The sequence below is a fragment of the Dyadobacter sp. CY347 genome, assembly GCF_021502655.1.
Taxonomy (GTDB): Bacteria; Bacteroidota; Bacteroidia; order Cytophagales; family Spirosomataceae; genus Dyadobacter.
The window spans coordinates 257,943-274,874 of record NZ_JAKFFT010000009.1; the positions used below are offsets into that span (position 1 = coordinate 257,943).

Consider the following 16,932-nt stretch of genomic DNA (forward strand, 5'->3'; position numbering starts at 1 on the left):
TTATGCAAATCCGCACCAGACTTACAGTTCAGTTTTCCCTGCTGGTGAGCGGAATCCTTCTGATCACGTTTCTTGCAATCTACTTTTTTTCCTATTACAATGTTAATGAGGATTTTTACGACCGGTTAAGGTCCAAAGCGAAGTCGCAAGCTGAGCTTTTGCTGAAAGTCCCGCAGGTGAATACGGAGGTTTTAAAAGCGCTCGATGAAACAAACCGCGATCTGATATACGACGAGAACACATTCATTTTCGATGAAAAGAACCGTCTTATTTATAGCAACCCGTCCAGCCCGCAATCTAAATCCATTCACGTTTCCAACTTTTGGCTTGACGAAATCCGTAAAGCGGGACAGATCCGCTACACAGACGGGGACTATAAGGTTGTCGGACTATATTACAAGTATCCGTTCAACCGGGCCGTGGTTTTGTTAGGTGCCAAAGATTTGTACGGGCAGGCGAATCTGTCCAATCTGAGCACCCTGCTCACTGTGTTGTTCTTCATTGTGACCATTATTGTTGCGCTTGTCGGCTGGATATTCTCAAAACGAGCATTACGGCCCATTTCCAAGGTTATGAATGCCGTGGAAAGAATTTTACCCCAAAAATTGGACACCAGACTTGACGTTCCGAACCAAAAAGATGAGATAGGACGCCTCACAACAACATTCAATAACCTGCTGGACCGGATCGAAACAGCGTTCCAGATGCAAAAGATTTTCGTGGCCAATGTCTCGCATGAGCTCAAAAATCCTTTGACCAAAATACGATCGCAACTCGAAGTGAGTATGCTGAAAGAGCGCAACACGGCTGATTACCAACTGACTATCCGGTCCGTTTTGGAAGATATTCAGGAGTTGGCCCAACTTTCAAATACATTGTTGGAACTAGCGAAAGTGAGCGAGGACCAAAAAGATCTGCTCACAGAAATAATCCGTGTAGATGATCTTTTGCTGGATTGCCGGCTTGGCCTCGCACAGGCAAACCCTTCCTACAACATTCAGCTTAATTTCGACGATTTGCCCGAAGACGACACCTGGCTGGAACTGACGGGAAATACAACATTGCTTAAAACAGCATTCCTGAACCTGATGGACAACGCCTGCAAGTTTTCAGACGATCACACCGTGAATGTCAATTTGAAAGCATCTGCAAGAAGGTTAACATTAAGCTTTTCAGATAATGGGAAGGGGATTCCGAAAGAAGATCAGAGTCTGGTTTTTCAGCCATTTTACCGGAGTGACAACACGGCAAACATTAAAGGGTACGGGATAGGCCTTTCACTGGTTGAGCGGATTGTGAAGCTGCATTCAGGCAATGTTAACATTTACTCCAATGAATCGAAGGGAACGACATTCGTCGTCATTTTTTCGAAGCTCTAAGCAAATTCTAACTTTTTATTAACGCCTTTTTAAGTATTGTATGATTTATTTGTATTGTCTCAATAAGACATGCCGATAAAACGGCAGTTCAAGAGGATTTCATTTTTTGTGGTGTTAATAAGCAAACTTGGCAGGTGTATCTCACACCTGCCAAAGTTTTTTTGTGGCCGCCCTCCTTCGACTACGCTCAGGAGGACAGGCTTCATACTTCACTTCGATTACGCTAGATGTGCTTAAAAAAAACTCCGCTCAGACTAACAGCTGACTGTCACCCTGAGCGGAGCCGAAGTGCAAGTAGCAAGATACTTACTAGTTCTTCTTTCGTATCTCAATAATCTTCAATTTATTCAGCATCTTAATCACTGGGTAAGTCGGATCGACTTCGTACCAGCGTGAGCCGAAATTGATCGAATTTGGTCTTTTATGGTGGTTATTTTGGAATAGCTCACCCATCATTAGGAAGTCAAAAATCAACGAGTTCTTCGACTTGTCCTCGTTATCAAAATTCTGGTAACCGTATTTATGACCGCTCCAATTTACAATCGCTCCGTGGATCGGGCCCATCAGGAAATGTATTGGTAACAAGAAGAAAAACGCCCAGTGCATATCCAGGTAAACGTAAGCCAGGATATAGAAAGCGGTGTAAAGCAATGCCCAGCCGGAGCGTGAAAGCCAGGAATCTCCCAACTTTTCAATGAAACGCCATTCCGGATAATTTCTTTCGAATTGCGATTCGATCGCACGCTTGCGGCTTAGTACTGCATTATAAATATTCTTCGTTTCCCACATCATCGTAAATACGTTTTTTGTGTGGTGCGGCGAGTGCGGATCTTTTTCTGTGTCGCTGAAAGCGTGGTGCATGCGATGCAGAATCGCGTAAGCTCTTGGACTTAAATAAGATGATCCTTGGGAAAGATAAGTAAGCAAATAGAAGAACCGCTCCCATGACTTGCTCATAATGAACATCTTATGAGCGGAATAGCGATGTAGGAAAAAGGTTTGACAGAATAGGGACAAATACCAATGTACAACAAAAACGATAAGGACTATATACATGGAACGAGATGAAATGATATTATTTTAAACTTTGTACAAAAGTAAGGCTAAGCGCTTACAAAACCGAAATTCAGAAAACTAATTTGGAATTATTTTATATAGCCTGATGCGAAATTTAAAGAATCATAAAGGCATAGCTGACCAGGTTAGCGCCCATTTGTAAAGCCTTTCTCCGCATTTCCTCAGGATCATTGTAAACGCTCTGATCTTCCCAGCCATTCCCCAGATCCGTTTCATAACTATAATAACAAACCAGCCGGCCTTGCCAGATGAGCCCGTAACCCTGCGGCTGCTTGCCATCGTGCTCGTGAACCTTTGGCAAACCTTCCGGAAACACATATTTGATCCGGTAAACCTGATGATCAAAAGGCAGTTCCACAAAAGAAAGCTCAGGAAAAACCTTTTTCATTTCCCTTCTGACAAACTGGTCCAGGCCATAATTGTCGTCAATGTGCAGAAAACCGCCGGATAACATATAGTTACGGAGGTTTTGGGCTTCGGCATCGCTGAAAACAACATTGCCATGGCCGGTCATATGCACAAACGGATAAGTAAAAATATCCGGGCTGCCCACTTCCACCACGTCTTCCGCGGGGTTAATGTTCATTTTCAGTTCCGTATTACAGAATTTGATCAGGTTAGGAAGGGAGGTTTTGTTTGCATACCAATCCCCGCCGCCGCCGTATTTTAGCTTCGCGATTTTCAATGATGACTGCGCCAATGTTGCGGTGCTTACTAGAACAAATGTGACCAGCCCTAAAAATTTCCCAAAACTCACTACTGATCGTTTCATACTAACTAATGCTTTTATAAAATGTTCTGTGCCAGGTTAATGGCGTGGCAACCAGCTACTGCTGCGGTTTCTGTCCGCAAACGGGTCGGGCCGAGTGAAACTGTTGAAAAGCCATGATCGAGCGCCATTGAAACTTCCATCTCACTAAAATCTCCCTCCGGTCCTATTAATAAAGTTGTTCCCTGGCCTTTTTTTACTTTACTAAAAACGTGCTCAACCTTATTATGATCTGGCACATAGGCAATTAATTTTATAGAATCGGATGCTTCTTTAACAAATGCCTCATATTGATTGCCCACCGTAATGATAGGCAGATAGTGCTGTTGAGACTGTTTCATCGCCGCAGCTGCGATCCGGTTCAGCCGGGTCAGGTTTACCACGCGATTGATCGTATCTGTATTGGTATGTTCTGTGATAACAAAATCAATGCGCTCTACGCCTATCTCCGTCATCTTTTCCACCATCCATTCGTTGCGCTCGGCCTTGCGCGTGGGCGCGATCACCATATTTACGGCAAACGGGCGTCTTTCGATTTGCTGAGATTCCAAAACTGCGTAACCCACCTTCTTTCCCTGAACATTCAAAACGCATTTCTGCAATGTTCCTTTTCCATTGGTCACATATATAATGTCGCCGGAGCCTAGCCGCAGCACTTTGGAACTGTGCCTGGCCTCTTCTTCATCCAATTCAAAAATTTTCGAATCGGGCTGGTAAAATAGGTGCATTTGAGATTAAATAATTAATAAGATAAGAGAACCGTCGAACATAAGCAAAATGACGCTCAAATTTACGTCCGACAGAGACAAAACCGTCTTGGTTGGCTTATATTATTCCACGAATAGTCAAAAACCTAATTTTTGCATTTTCGCAACATTTTACCACAAAACTTATTTGAATGAAACACACTATTGCACTTTTTGCAAAATTATTTCCGCGAACCATTTAATTACGATTTTGAGTGTTTTATAAGAATAATACATCTTTTACTGACAATACTACCACAAACCCAATAATATTCTGTGTATGGTTAATTTTTCTTAGGTTTTATTTTTTGGAAATACATTTTTGCATTAATATTGTGCCGTTATAATAATTCGTCACCACTTTATCTAGTACTATTATGTCAAAATCCAAGCTGGAATATATTTGGTTGGATGGCTACAAGCCGACCCAAAGTTTACGTAGCAAAACCAAAATTGAAAGCGATTTCAGTGGAAAATTGGAAGATTGCAGCAACTGGTCATTTGATGGTTCATCTACTGAACAGGCGCTTGGCGGTTCTTCTGACTGTTTGTTAAAACCAGTTTACATTTGCCCGGACCCATTGCGCAGAGATGCATATCTTGTTATGTGCGAAGTGCTTAATGCAGACGGAACTGCTCACGTATCCAATGGTCGTGCGACGATTGAAGATGATGACAATGATTTCTGGTTCGGTTTTGAACAGGAATATTTCCTTTGGGATATTGATACAAACAAGCCATTGGGCTTCCCGGCAAATGGCTACCCTGCGCCACAAGGACCATATTATTGCTCAGTAGGCGCTCAGAACGCTTACGGTCGCGAGATCATTGAGGAGCACCTGGACGCTTGTCTGGATGCAGGTCTGAATGTTGAAGGGATCAATGCAGAAGTTGCAGCAGGACAGTGGGAATTCCAGATCTTCGCAAAAGGCGCGAAAGAAGCTGGTGACCAGATCTGGCTTGGCCGTTACCTGCTTGAAAGAATCGGTGAAAAATATGGTGTTGCTATCAACTGGCATTGCAAGCCTTTGGGCGAGCTTGACTGGAACGGAAGCGGAATGCATGCTAACTTCTCAAACTCAGCTTTGAGAACTGCGGGCAGCAAAGAGGTTTTCGATAAAGTTTGCGAATCGTTCCGTCCGGTTGTGAAAGAACACATTGAAGTTTACGGTGCTGATAACCACCTTCGTTTGACTGGAAAGCACGAAACTGCTTCTATCCACGATTTCAGCTACGGTGTTTCTGACCGTGGTGCATCCCTCCGTATCCCTGTTTTGGTTCCTCAAAAAGGATGGAGCGGATACCTGGAAGATCGTCGTCCAAACTCAGCTGCTGATCCTTACAAAGTGGCAGCGCGTATCATTAAGACTGTTAAATCTGCGCTATAATATTCGCAGGTTCACAATATAGTAACACAAAAAAACCACCTTAAAAGTGGTTTTTTTGTGTTTTCAGGAAGCTTAAAAAATTGGATCTTCGGTCAATCCTGCTCTTCGCTTCCTGAGAATGAGTAAAGCGTCGGATCCAATTGAATGCGGCCGGCGTTGAAGCGGATGATGAAATCGTTGATCGTTTTATCGTTGATCTCCGTTTTGTTCAAACCAACTTCCAACCCGATTCCGTAATCGAATTTATCATCTGTTTCAACGTGCTCGCGAACCGTGATTTCTTCATTTTCTTCGATTTCCTCGATGAATTCGGTCAGCATCAATTCTGCTTCTTCGTCTTGCTCGTCGTCCGCCACGTAATCTTCCGGGCGCTCGTCGAGGGAAACGTAATTCGGCATCACTTTTTTGAGCCTTTCCAGCGCTGCATCATAAACAAGAGTTGAATGGTGCAATCTCAATGTATAAATCAGCGCGTCGTAGATCACTTCCTTTTCCTTATAAAAACCAACAAACTGAACATGCGCATGTTCGTTGTTGTCTTCTTCATCCTCTTCCAGTTCGTCTTCAACATGTATAAAGCTCGATCGCTCTGCCTTACATTCTTGTTTCAGCACTTCAATTTCTTCTGGATCAAATCCCGGATTCATAGTCTCGATAGTTTGTTAAATAAAGCGTTTGCTTTAAAATTATTCCAAAAATAACATTTCACGGTATTTTGCCAAAGGCCAGTCTTCATCGTCGATCAATAATTCCAGTTTATCCACGTGATATCTGATCTCTTCAAAGAAACCCTTCACTTCTGAGCCGTACATTTTTGCCCTGTCGTAAAGATCATCAATGTTGTTGGCTGTTTTTCGCTGCTCCGTCATTTCATGCACGAGCTTTTTAATGATGACAATGTGCGTCGAAATATCCTTAATGATCTCCTTAATAGGCGCCGCTTCATCCAGCATTTCGAGGTCTGTCAGCGACCGGGCCGTTTGCGCAAGTTTAAACTGGTATTTTACAACCGTAGAAACAATGTGGTTTAATGCAAGATCGCCGATGACACGGGATTCGATCTGTAATTTCTTCACATAATTTTCCAGTTCAATTTCGTAGCGTGCATGCAATTCGCGCGAGGTAAGCACGCCCATTCTTTCAAATGCCGCAATGGTACGCTCTGTTTTATACGCGTGCAAAGCCTCGTAAGTTTCACGGATGTTGGTCAGTCCACGATTTTTAGCTTCCTCCACCCATTCCTCAGAATAACCGTTTCCTTCAAAAAGAATGTTTTTTGATTCGGTAAAATAGCGTTTTAGAATTTCCACTGTCGCTACTTTTTTCTCTTCCCCTGCCGCGAGGCGCTCATCCATTTCTTTCTTAAATTCCAGCAGCTGGTTGGCAACAATGGTGTTCAAAACGATCATTGGCGACGCGCTGTTCTGCGAGCTTCCAACTGCGCGATATTCAAATTTATTTCCTGTAAAACAGAATGGCGAAGTGCGGTTACGGTCCGTGTTATCGCGCTGCAAATTCGGAATGCGGGTTATGCCGAGTTTGTAATAAAAATTCTCCCCTTTTTCCAGCGTAATCTCGCCCTTATTAACCAACTCTTCAAGCATATTGGTCAGCTCATTGCCCAGGAAAACGGATACAATCGACGGTGGTGCTTCGTTAGCTCCCAATCTGTGCTCATTACCGGCAGAAGAAATGGATGCACGAAGTAAGTCCGCATGATCGTGAACGGCCTTCACAACATTCATCAGGAACGTCAGGAAGCGTAGGTTCTCTTTTGGCTTGGAAGTTGGTGCAAGCAGGTTAATGCCGGTGTCGGTAGAGAGCGACCAGTTATTGTGCTTTCCGCTTCCGTTGATACCAGCAAAAGGCTTTTCATGAAAAAGAACCTGGAAATTGTGTCTGTCTCCCACTTTCTGCATTAAATCCATCAATAATGCATTGTGGTCAATGGCGAGATTAACTTCTTCGAATGTCGGTGCACATTCGAACTGACCGGGCGCGACTTCGTTGTGGCGTGTCCGCACAGGAATGCCCAGTTTCAATGCTTCGAATTCAAAATCCACCATGAATGCATTTACGCGCGGGGATATGGAACCAAAGTAATGGTCGTCCAGCTGCTGGCCGCGCGCGGGGCTGTGTCCAAAAACGGTCCTACCGGCCATTAGCAGGTCGGGACGAGCATAGTAAAGGGCTTTATCAACTAAAAAATATTCCTGCTCGATGCCTAACGTGGGTGTTACTTTATCAACATCACGATTGAAAAACTGGCAAACCGAAGTGGCCGCTTTATCCAGCATAACCAGCGATTTGAGCAATGGTGCCTTATAATCCAGCGCTTCGCCTGTGTATGAAATGAAAACAGACGGAATGCATAAGGTCTTCCCTCCCGCCCCATTGTCCATCAAGAACGCCGGAGAGCTTGGGTCCCAGCCTGTGTAACCGCGCGCTTCGAATGTTGCCCGCAAGCCGCCGCTGGGGAACGACGACGCATCCGGCTCCTGCTGCACCAATGCGCTCCCTTTGAATTTTTCGACGGCTTTTCCGTCCATTGTCAGGTCAAAAAATGAATCGTGCTTTTCTGCCGTGGTTCCGGTCAGTGGCTGGAACCAGTGCGTGTAATGCGTCGCTCCTTTGGAAACTGCCCAGGATTTCATTGCCGCTGAAACTTCGTCTGCAACTTCCCGGTCGATAGTCGAGCCGGAGCGTATTGCGTTGGAAATCTTGGTGTAAGCCTCAGCGGAGAGCAATGTTTTCATTACATCATCGCTGAAAGTGTTACTACCATACAAGTCGGTAATTTTTTCTGATGGAGGAGTAAGTGAGGGAGCAACCCGGCCTTGAGCAATCTCAAAAGCTTTGGAACGAAAAGTCATTTTATATCTTGATTTATATTATTTCTGCCCAAAATTATTTATTTAAAAGTACGAACAACAATTATGGGCGACATTTTCATATTTAACCTGATTACATACGGCAGGTTGGCGCAATTTTCAGAACTTTGCAAATTCTCTCTGACACAATGCGCAAAAGATTAGAATTTATTGCCCTTTACGGGATCACCTGGATCATCCTTTTCCAGTTTTTCCGGATCATATTCCTTGCTTACCATTATAAAAAAACACTGGAACTGCCTCCTTCTCTTTGGGTTAGCAGTTCCACGCATGGATTACAAATGGACATTTCCTTTGCCGGCTACATCCTCCTGATTCCCACATTACTGATCATATTCACGGCCAAAAATTGGCGTTGGTTTTCTAAAACACTGTCTATATACAGTTTCATCGTCTCATTTGCAATTGTTTTGCTGGTTGTTACCGACCTGGAATTGTTCCGGGCGTGGGGATTTCGCATTGACGGGACATCATTACATTACTTAAAAACACCCAAAGAAGCCTTCGCGTCCATGGGTGCCGCGCCGGTAGTCCCGCTTCTGATGTTATTTGTGGTGCTCTTTGTGTTGGTCTGGAAACTGTTGGAAATAATTATAAAGCGAAGCACATCTGCATTCCAGAAAACTGGTTTCGTTTATACCATTCCGGTTTTTCTTGTTTTGACTGCCAGCCTGATCATCCCCATCCGCGGCGGCCTGCAACTTGCGCCAATGAATGAAAGCGCCGTGTTTTTCAGTGATAAAAGTTTTGCCAATTATGCAGCTGTGAATGTTCCCTGGAATTACATGAGTTCGCTGATCAATTCGACTTACGAAAAGAAAAACCCATTTAAATATTTCGAAGAGAAGCAGGCTGACGAGATGGTTAAGGCACTTTATCAGCCCGACAGCACAGCGGAAAAGATTGTTAAGGAAGGAAAGATTAATGTAGTGGTTATTATCTGGGAAAGCCTTACAGCCAAAGTGGTAGGCAGCTTGAATGGTGTCAAAAACGTGACGCCTGAGTTTGATCAGCTTGCAAAGGAAGGTTTACTTTTTACACAAATGTATGCGAGTGGAAACCGGAGTGATAAGGGAATGGTCGCGATATTGAGCGGCTATCCGGCACAACCGACTGCTTCGATTATTAAGATTCCTAAGAAGACAGCAACGCTCCCGTCTTTGCCCAAAATATTCCATAAAAACGGCTGGTCCACTTCCTTTTATTACGGAGGGGAAACTGAATTTGCCAATATGAAATCCTATTTTTTACAACAGGAGTTTGACCGGATCATTGACAAAAATGATTTTGATCAAAAAGATATGAATTCCAAATGGGGCGCGCACGACCACATTGTTTTGAACCGGTTACTGAGTGACCTGGATAAGCAAAAACAACCATTTTTCTCAACACTTTTTACATTAAGCAGCCATGAGCCGTTTGAGGTGCCCGTTGCAACAGCCATTCAGGGCAATGATCCGGAGCATTTGTTTTTAAATGCACATCATTATACGGATGCTTCGATCGGTGATTTTATCAAAAAAGCGAAAACCAAATCCTGGTGGGACAATACATTGGTAATCATTATCGCAGATCATGGCCATCCGCTTCCGGAAACGGACAAATCAAAACCTGCCGAATTCCACATTCCTATGCTCTGGCTGGGCGGGGCGCTTGAAAAACCAAGCGCTCGTGTCGATTCGCTCTGCTCGCAGACAGATCTGGCAGCCACATTATTGAACCAGTTGCGTATGTCTTCGGGTTCATTTAACTGGAGCAATGATATATTTGGTAAAAACCGGACGCCATTTGCCTATTTCGCCTTTAATAATGGTTTAGGCTGGATGAAACCAGGCGGATTTTTGGTGCGGGACAACATTGGCGGCAACATTACCGAGAAATCGGGAGCGTTGACGCCGGAAGAAGAAAATTTGGGTAAAGCATATTTACAGTCTTCTTTCAACGATTATTTAAAGCGTTGAGCCTAAAAGGTGTAATTTTGCAGAATATTTGAAAACAATGAAAAAAGTCGCTTTCTATACATTAGGCTGTAAACTGAATTATTCCGAAACATCGTCCATAGGCCGCATGTTTGAGCAGAAGGGATATACTAAGGTTGAGTTTAACGAAACACCTGATATTTTTATCATTAACACGTGCTCTGTTACCGAAAATGCGGATAAGAAATGCCGCAAGATCGTAAGGGAGGCGCAAAAGATCAATGCGGATGGTTACGTGGCCATTATCGGCTGCTATGCGCAATTGAAACCCAAGGAAATCTCGGAAATCCCGGGTGTGGACGCAGTCTTGGGCGCAGCTGAAAAATTCCGTTTGGTGGAGCTGATCGATACATTTGAGAAAACTCCCCTTGGTCAGCCTGCGCAAGTGATGGCTTCCACCATTGACCACGCCATCGAATATCACACCTCATATTCATTAAATGACAGAACCCGCACTTTCCTGAAAGTGCAGGATGGCTGCGATTACCCTTGCTCCTACTGCACCATTCCATTGGCGAGAGGCAAGAGCCGTTCGGACAGTATCGCGAACATTGTAAACGCTGCCCGCGACATTGCTGCCAGAGATGTGAAGGAAATTGTTTTAACAGGTGTCAACATTGGTGATTTTGGTTTACAAAATGGCGAGCGGAAAGAGACATTTCTGGATCTGGTAAAAGCATTGGATGAAGTGGAAGGCATTTTACGATTCCGCATATCGTCGATTGAACCAAACCTGCTTACCGACGAGATCATTGAATTTGTTGCCGGGTCGAAGCGATTTGCGCATCATTTTCACATTCCGCTGCAATCGGGCTCCAACACCGTTTTGGGCTTGATGAAGCGTCGTTACAAACGCGAGCTTTATGCAGAGCGGGTTGCGAAGATCAAATCGCTGATGCCCGAATGCTGCATTGGCGTAGACGTTATTGTGGGCCATCCGGGTGAAACGCAGCAGTTATTCGAAGAAAGTTACCAGTTCCTGAACGAGCTGGATGTTTCCTACCTGCATGTATTCACTTATTCTGAAAGGGAAAACACGGCCGCTTTGAACATCAGGCCGGTTGTAGCTAAAAATGTAAGGGCGGATCGCTCCAAAATGCTGCATATCCTGTCAGAAAAGAAAAAACGATTCTTTTACGAGCAACAAATTGACAAACAAAGCCTTGTGCTGTTTGAAGATGAGATACAGAACGGTCAGATGCTTGGTTTTACAGACAATTATGTCCGTGTGGCTGTTAAGTATGACCCTTTATTGATCAATGAAACCAAGGCGGTCCGTTATAGCGAGATCAATGCGCTGGGCTTGATGGAAGTAACCGAAGCAGAGGAGCTTGCGCCTTTAATGATCTGATTTTTTTATTGAGTTTTAAGATACAAAAAAGTCCGCCCTGGTTTTACCCTGGGCGGACTTTATGTTTATAACCGTTGAGAAAAATTACGCTTCTACAAGAAACTCATCGTGCTGACTAACATCCAATCCAGCTTTTTCATCTGATTCAGATACACGTAGCGGCAAGATCAGATCCGTGATTTTAAGCAATAGCAATGAACCTCCGAATGCGAATACTGATACACCTACCAGCGCAATCACGTGGTTAATGAACAATGTTGTTTCACCAAAAGCAAGACCTTGATCAGTTACCAGTGAGTTAACACCGCTTGTAGCGAACACACCAGTCATAAGCATACCAACCATACCGCCTACACCGTGGCAAGGAAACACGTCCAATGTATCATCCAATGTAGAACGGGTGCGCAGGTGAGCGACATAGTTACTGATCACAGCGGCAATTGTTCCGATGAAAAGAGAAGCAGGAACCGTTACGAAACCAGCAGCAGGCGTGATAGCCACAAGACCTACAACCGCACCGATACAGAAACCAAGTGCCGACACTTTTTTACCTCTTGCAACATCAAACAAAACCCATGAAAGACCAGCGGCACCAGCAGCAGTATTTGTAGTAGCGAAAGCGGAAACTGCCAAAGGAGAAGCGGAAAGTGCAGAACCAGCATTGAAACCAAACCAGCCGAACCAAAGTAAACCTGTTCCCAAAAGAACAAAAGGAATGTTAGCAGGAGGCAAAACATGATCTTCCAACAGTGACTTACGTCTTTTCAGGTAAAGCGCGCCAGCCAAAGCAGCCCAGCCAGCAGACATGTGAACAACAGTTCCACCCGCAAAGTCAAGCACACCCATTTTGAAAAGGATGCCATCCGCATGCCAGGTCATGTGCGCCAATGGAGAATAAATGAAGATACAGAACAAGATGATAAACAACACGTAAGAACGGAAGTTAACGCGCTCAGCCATTGAACCAGTTACCAGCGCAGGTGTGATCACCGCGAATTTCATCTGGAACATAGCGAACAAGGCGAAAGGAATCGTTCCCCAAACCGGACCGTCCAAAACGCCTTTGAACATAAAGTGCGTCATTGGGTTACCGATAAATCCGCCAATGTCATCACCAAATGCCAAGCTGAAACCGACCACAACCCAAAGGACACTGATAACGCCCATTGCGATGAAGCTTTGAAGCATTGTCGAAATCACGTTTTTGTTATTCACCATTCCGCCGTAGAAGTAAGCCAGACCAGGCGTCATAAGCAATACAAGCGCAGCAGACACAAGTAACCATGCTGTGTCACCGGAGTTGATCCCCTCAGTAACGATCTGAGTCGGAACGTTAGGAATGAAGGCACCGAGAATGCTGATTGTCAGCAGGATAATCAGCGGAATGAAATTACGTTTTTCCATTTTAGTAAATTGTTATTATGGGTAGATTAAGAAGGTATGTGATTGAAATTAGAATTTGTAAATGAATGCAAGTCCGAATGTAGTCTGGCTGTTTTTGGTAAACTCGCCATTTTTGTCTTCAAATTGCTGTGCTTCTGTCGCGCCGCTTATTTTTGGATATGAATCAAGGCGGAATTCAGGTTTTACAAGAATGTGTCCGTCTGCAAGGCTGATGTTACCCGTTAGTGTTATTGAATTTACACTCGTTCCCATGCCGGCAGGTGTAAGCAAACCTCTGACACCGCTGTCATTGTTGAAATACTCATAACGCGCTCCGATTGCGAAGTTGTCCGTCAATGCTGTGTTTGCGTAAACCGCTACACCGCCCCATGTTTCCGTGTCAGCAGGTCCGCCGAATCCCTGATAATCTCCTTTTTGGCTTCCGTATGCAGCATTTAAGCCAAGTAAGAACTTCTCAGTGATCTGGAAACTTGTGGTAAGGTCAAAAACCTGGTAAAAAGCAGATGGCTCTTTGAATGTAACTGTGTCCGGGTTAGCCTCGTTGCTTCCGATATAGTTTACATATACGTTCCAGTTTGCGACAGGCTGGAAGTAAAGTTGGCTGATAATCCCTTTTTTCCGGTTGTTATCGCCTAGTCCATCAACATTATTGATAACACCCACCATAAGGGATGCCTTATCAGAAAAAGCATAAGTTGCTTTCAGACCTGCGTGGTAGAATGGGCCGTTGTTAAATAAGTTTGAGAGAGAATAGTTGAAGTTGGCCGGTGCGTCGATCACTTCATATCCGATGTTTGTTCCGAATTGTCCGGCAGTCATCGAAAACTTGTCTGTGAATTTGTAGGTGAAATAAGCCTGCTTGATAGCAAGTGCAGTGCTGAACAATGCGTTTCCATAGTTACCCATGTTTGCATTAGGACCGAATGTCAGGTCGACAACTGCTTCCGATTTTGCATTGGTGTAAGCCACTTTTGTTTGTACCAATCCCAAAGAGAACTGACCGGAACGCTGATCAAAAACCCGTGCATTGCTGCCTCCCATGTTAGAGCGTGACGCGGGTTTGTTGAAATTGGCCATGTAATAGGAATCCAGATAACCCGAAAACGCAAACGCGCCTTTCGCTTCATCTTCATCCTTCGCCTCGGTTACCATTAATGTATCAGCTTTGGCTGCTTTCTTGTCTTCATTTGCCTTCGCAAAACCCAAAAATGAGATCATCAAAGATAATACTGTACAATAGACTTTTTTCATAATTATATTCTGTTTAAGTTAATATCACTATCCGGCTCGATTGATGAATCAAATATTATATATAAATTGTATTAATCAAATAACTGAGGCAAAATTTATCCAAAAAAACACAATTATCATTTTTTTATCATCTATTTTATTGTTTTATGAACATAAAATCGGTGGTTTTACAATTTTTGGATAAATATTTAAATTTTGTAAAACTATCGATATACAGAATTTTATAAATTAAGTTACGTCAGATACATTGGAGCTGATTATGACTAAAATGCCATTTTGATTTGGTTAGGGCACAAAAAAAGCCCCGATGTGGGCGGGGCTTCAAAATCTTATTTGGTCAGCAGGCTTTATTCACCGTGCATCCATGCTTTTTTAGCAAGTAATGTATCTTGTTCCTCTTCATTGTCAGGATCCGGAACGCAGCAATCGACAGGACAAACCGCTGCACATTGAGGCTCTTCATGGAAACCTACACATTCGGTACATTTATCTGTAACTATATAATAGAATTCGTCAGAAACCGGTGATTGTTTTTCCTTACCGCTTACGATGGTTCCATCGCCGAAATCCACCTCGTCCAGACTTGTCCCATCTCCCCAGGTCCACTCAACACCTCCTTCATAAATTGCTGTATTAGGGCACTCTGGCTCGCACGCCCCACAATTTATGCATTCATCGGTTATCATTATAGCCATATCGCCGGATTGTTTATATTTGTTGCTATTTCTTCTGTTTAGAGTAACAAATATAACTATTTATAGTTTCCCAACAATCAGAAAAATAAAAACGAATACCTAATTTCACTTTTCAGCGTTCAGTCAGAATGATATCGAGAGCCCAGCGGATCAATGCATTTATAAATCTTGGAAAATTCATCACAAACCCTCAAAATGAACCGGTAACCGAAGAATGGATCGCCCGGGCCAACAGCAAGAACAACTGGTTTACTCCCGAAAACGTAGCGAGGTCGCTGAATGCTATTGCCCATCAATTTTTAAATCCGGACAAGCTGAATGCGTGGGCAGCGCAATATCCCGAGGCAGGATCATCTCAAAAAATAGGCGTTGTAATGGCCGGGAACATTCCAGCGGTGGGATTTCACGACGCATTATCCGTCATCATCAGCGGACATATATTAATGGCCAAACCGAGCTCAGACGACCATATGCTCATCCATGCATTATTGGATACGCTTGTTGATATCGAACCAGGTTTAAAAGATCAGATTCAGTTTGTCGAGCGCCTGAACGATGCCGACGCGTATATTGCCACGGGAAGCGACAATACTGCGCGTTATTTCCATTATTATTTTGCTAAAAAACCCAACATTATCCGCAGAAACCGAACATCGGTGGCCGTGTTGACAGGCAATGAAAGTACGGAAGAACTGGCGGCGCTTGGGCGTGATGCATTACAATATTTTGGCTTGGGATGCCGCAATGTATCCAAGCTTTTTGTTCCGGCCGGATATGATTTTACCAAGTTTTACGAATCCATTCAGGACCTGGACAAGACGTATTTGCATCACCATAAATACTTTAACAATTATGAGTACAACAAGTCGATCTTCCTGGTAAACCGGGTGCCGCATTATGATAACGGCTTTCTGCTGCTGACAGAAAGCAAAGCGCTGGTTTCTGCGATCAGTGTGCTGCATTACGAAACATATGAATCACTTTCGGACATTGAAGAACCATTAAAGGAACAGGCAGAGAAGATACAATGTGTGGTTACAAATGCTGAGATTGACCTTCCGGCGCTGATCCCATTCGGGAAAACGCAGGAACCGGGATTGTATGATTATGCAGACGCCGTTGACACGATGGCATTTTTAGCAAAATTCTAATTTTCTGCTTCCGTCAAATTTTCATCAGTTTTCTTGCGAAACCCATCTCAAAAAGTCAGGAAGCGCTTCGGACCAGGTTTTAAGATTATGCTCGCCGAAGGCAATTTCTTTGTAAAATACATCACGGTTCCAGGCGTAACCTTTCCGTTCTAATTCGGCAATGCATTCCAGCGTATCCTGGATCGAATCAATGACGCCGTCGCCATCACGATCGTCGTATTCATCCAGGGAACCGCATTGAAACCAAAATTTGAGGTCCGGTTTGGTTTCAGCATTGCGCAGCTGCGCGTGCATGATGCGGTCGGAATCGTTATAATCATCGTGGAGCGCTCGTTTTCGCCACCAGAGTGCACCGGAAAATATGCCCGCTTTGGAGAATATCTGCGGATTGTTCCAAACTATGTCCATCGCCATTAAACCGCCCAATGAAAATCCCGCATATGTAATGCGTTCCTTCACAACATTATAAGCTTCATTTAAATGTGGGATCAGTTCCTGCACTACAAACCTGGAAGTGGCCTCTGCCCTGTTTCCGCGTCCTGCATAATCTGCCTCAGCTGCGACGCCATATTCGTAAATGCGGTTATCATTGGCGTGAATGCCTACTATTAGCACCGGATCGATCTCCCTACTTGATTGCAAATCCGCCAGGGTCTGCGCCAATCCCAACCCTTCGAAATCCTGGCCGTCATTAAACAAAATCAGCGGATAAGCTTGGGACGGCCCGAAATCTTTTGGCAGCAGAATAGTGACCACGACCTCTCTTTCCAGAGAGACAGAAAACACATTTTTAGTAATGGATTGAACAGGATCAGTAGCGAAACTCAAATTGGCTGGGTTGAAATCGTTGT

General features: G+C 44.0%; 14 protein-coding genes. 5 read left to right on the top strand and 9 right to left on the bottom strand.

The annotated features are described in order from the left end of the window. Positions 1-2: 2 nt before the first annotated feature. On the top strand, positions 3-1,379 hold the full coding sequence (locus tag L0659_RS22045; protein WP_235128741.1) for a HAMP domain-containing sensor histidine kinase: 1,377 nt from the start codon (positions 3-5) through the stop codon (positions 1,377-1,379). Positions 1,380-1,688: 309 nt separating this feature from the next. On the opposite strand, the gene L0659_RS22050 is transcribed toward L0659_RS22045, so the two are convergent. The 3 genes from L0659_RS22050 to L0659_RS22060 all read right to left on the bottom strand — a co-directional run bounded on the left by L0659_RS22050 (position 1,689) and on the right by L0659_RS22060 (position 3,953). Beyond that, on the bottom strand, positions 1,689-2,435 hold the full coding sequence (locus tag L0659_RS22050) for an acyl-CoA desaturase (RefSeq protein WP_235128742.1): 747 nt from the start codon (positions 2,433-2,435) through the stop codon (positions 1,689-1,691). Positions 2,436-2,550: 115 nt separating this feature from the next. Next, positions 2,551-3,228, bottom strand: coding sequence for a DUF4159 domain-containing protein (locus tag L0659_RS22055; protein ID WP_235128743.1), 678 nt, complete (start codon positions 3,226-3,228; stop codon positions 2,551-2,553). A gap of 14 nt (positions 3,229-3,242) precedes the next feature. Then, positions 3,243-3,953: a 16S rRNA (uracil(1498)-N(3))-methyltransferase gene (locus L0659_RS22060; protein ID WP_235128744.1), complete on the bottom strand. Its 711-nt coding sequence runs from the start codon at positions 3,951-3,953 to the stop codon at positions 3,243-3,245. A gap of 395 nt (positions 3,954-4,348) precedes the next feature. Between L0659_RS22060 and L0659_RS22065 the strand changes: the two genes are divergently transcribed. Beyond that, a complete protein-coding gene (locus L0659_RS22065) occupies positions 4,349-5,359 on the top strand; it encodes a glutamine synthetase beta-grasp domain-containing protein (RefSeq protein WP_235128745.1) in 1,011 nt (336 codons plus the stop codon). A 92-nt stretch (positions 5,360-5,451) separates the two neighbouring features. Here the strand turns inward: L0659_RS22065 and L0659_RS22070 are convergent, their stop codons facing one another. After that, positions 5,452-6,006, bottom strand: coding sequence for a hypothetical protein (locus L0659_RS22070; RefSeq protein ID WP_235128746.1), 555 nt, complete (start codon positions 6,004-6,006; stop codon positions 5,452-5,454). A 39-nt stretch (positions 6,007-6,045) separates the two neighbouring features. After that, complete coding sequence (locus L0659_RS22075) at positions 6,046-8,232, bottom strand: glutamine synthetase III (protein ID WP_235128747.1); 2,187 nt, start codon at positions 8,230-8,232, stop codon at positions 6,046-6,048. Positions 8,233-8,378: 146 nt separating this feature from the next. On the opposite strand from L0659_RS22075, the gene L0659_RS22080 reads away from it, so the two are divergent. Both L0659_RS22080 and mtaB read left to right on the top strand, forming a co-directional pair. Beyond that, positions 8,379-10,211, top strand: a complete 1,833-nt coding sequence (locus tag L0659_RS22080; protein WP_235128748.1) for an LTA synthase family protein — start codon at positions 8,379-8,381, stop codon at positions 10,209-10,211. A 37-nt stretch (positions 10,212-10,248) separates the two neighbouring features. Further along, on the top strand, positions 10,249-11,580 hold the full coding sequence (mtaB, locus tag L0659_RS22085) for a tRNA (N(6)-L-threonylcarbamoyladenosine(37)-C(2))-methylthiotransferase MtaB (protein ID WP_235128749.1): 1,332 nt from the start codon (positions 10,249-10,251) through the stop codon (positions 11,578-11,580). An 84-nt stretch (positions 11,581-11,664) separates the two neighbouring features. On the opposite strand, the gene L0659_RS22090 is transcribed toward mtaB, so the two are convergent. The 3 genes from L0659_RS22090 to L0659_RS22100 all read right to left on the bottom strand — a co-directional run bounded on the left by L0659_RS22090 (position 11,665) and on the right by L0659_RS22100 (position 14,930). Beyond that, positions 11,665-12,984: an ammonium transporter gene (locus tag L0659_RS22090; protein ID WP_235128750.1), complete on the bottom strand. Its 1,320-nt coding sequence runs from the start codon at positions 12,982-12,984 to the stop codon at positions 11,665-11,667. Positions 12,985-13,032: 48 nt separating this feature from the next. Continuing rightward, entirely contained in the window at positions 13,033-14,235 is a 1,203-nt protein-coding gene (locus tag L0659_RS22095) for a porin (protein WP_235128751.1), read from the bottom strand. Positions 14,236-14,582: 347 nt separating this feature from the next. Then, positions 14,583-14,930, bottom strand: coding sequence for a 4Fe-4S binding protein (locus tag L0659_RS22100; protein ID WP_235128752.1), 348 nt, complete (start codon positions 14,928-14,930; stop codon positions 14,583-14,585). A 128-nt stretch (positions 14,931-15,058) separates the two neighbouring features. Between L0659_RS22100 and L0659_RS22105 the strand changes: the two genes are divergently transcribed. Then, positions 15,059-16,081 (top strand): acyl-CoA reductase, encoded by a 1,023-nt coding sequence (locus L0659_RS22105; protein WP_235128753.1) that lies wholly within the window; start codon positions 15,059-15,061, stop codon positions 16,079-16,081. 24 nt (positions 16,082-16,105) lie between these two features. Here L0659_RS22105 and L0659_RS22110 read toward each other — a convergent pair whose 3' ends face one another. Next, positions 16,106-16,909, bottom strand: a complete 804-nt coding sequence (locus L0659_RS22110; RefSeq protein ID WP_235128754.1) for an esterase family protein — start codon at positions 16,907-16,909, stop codon at positions 16,106-16,108. Positions 16,910-16,932 lie beyond the last annotated feature (23 nt).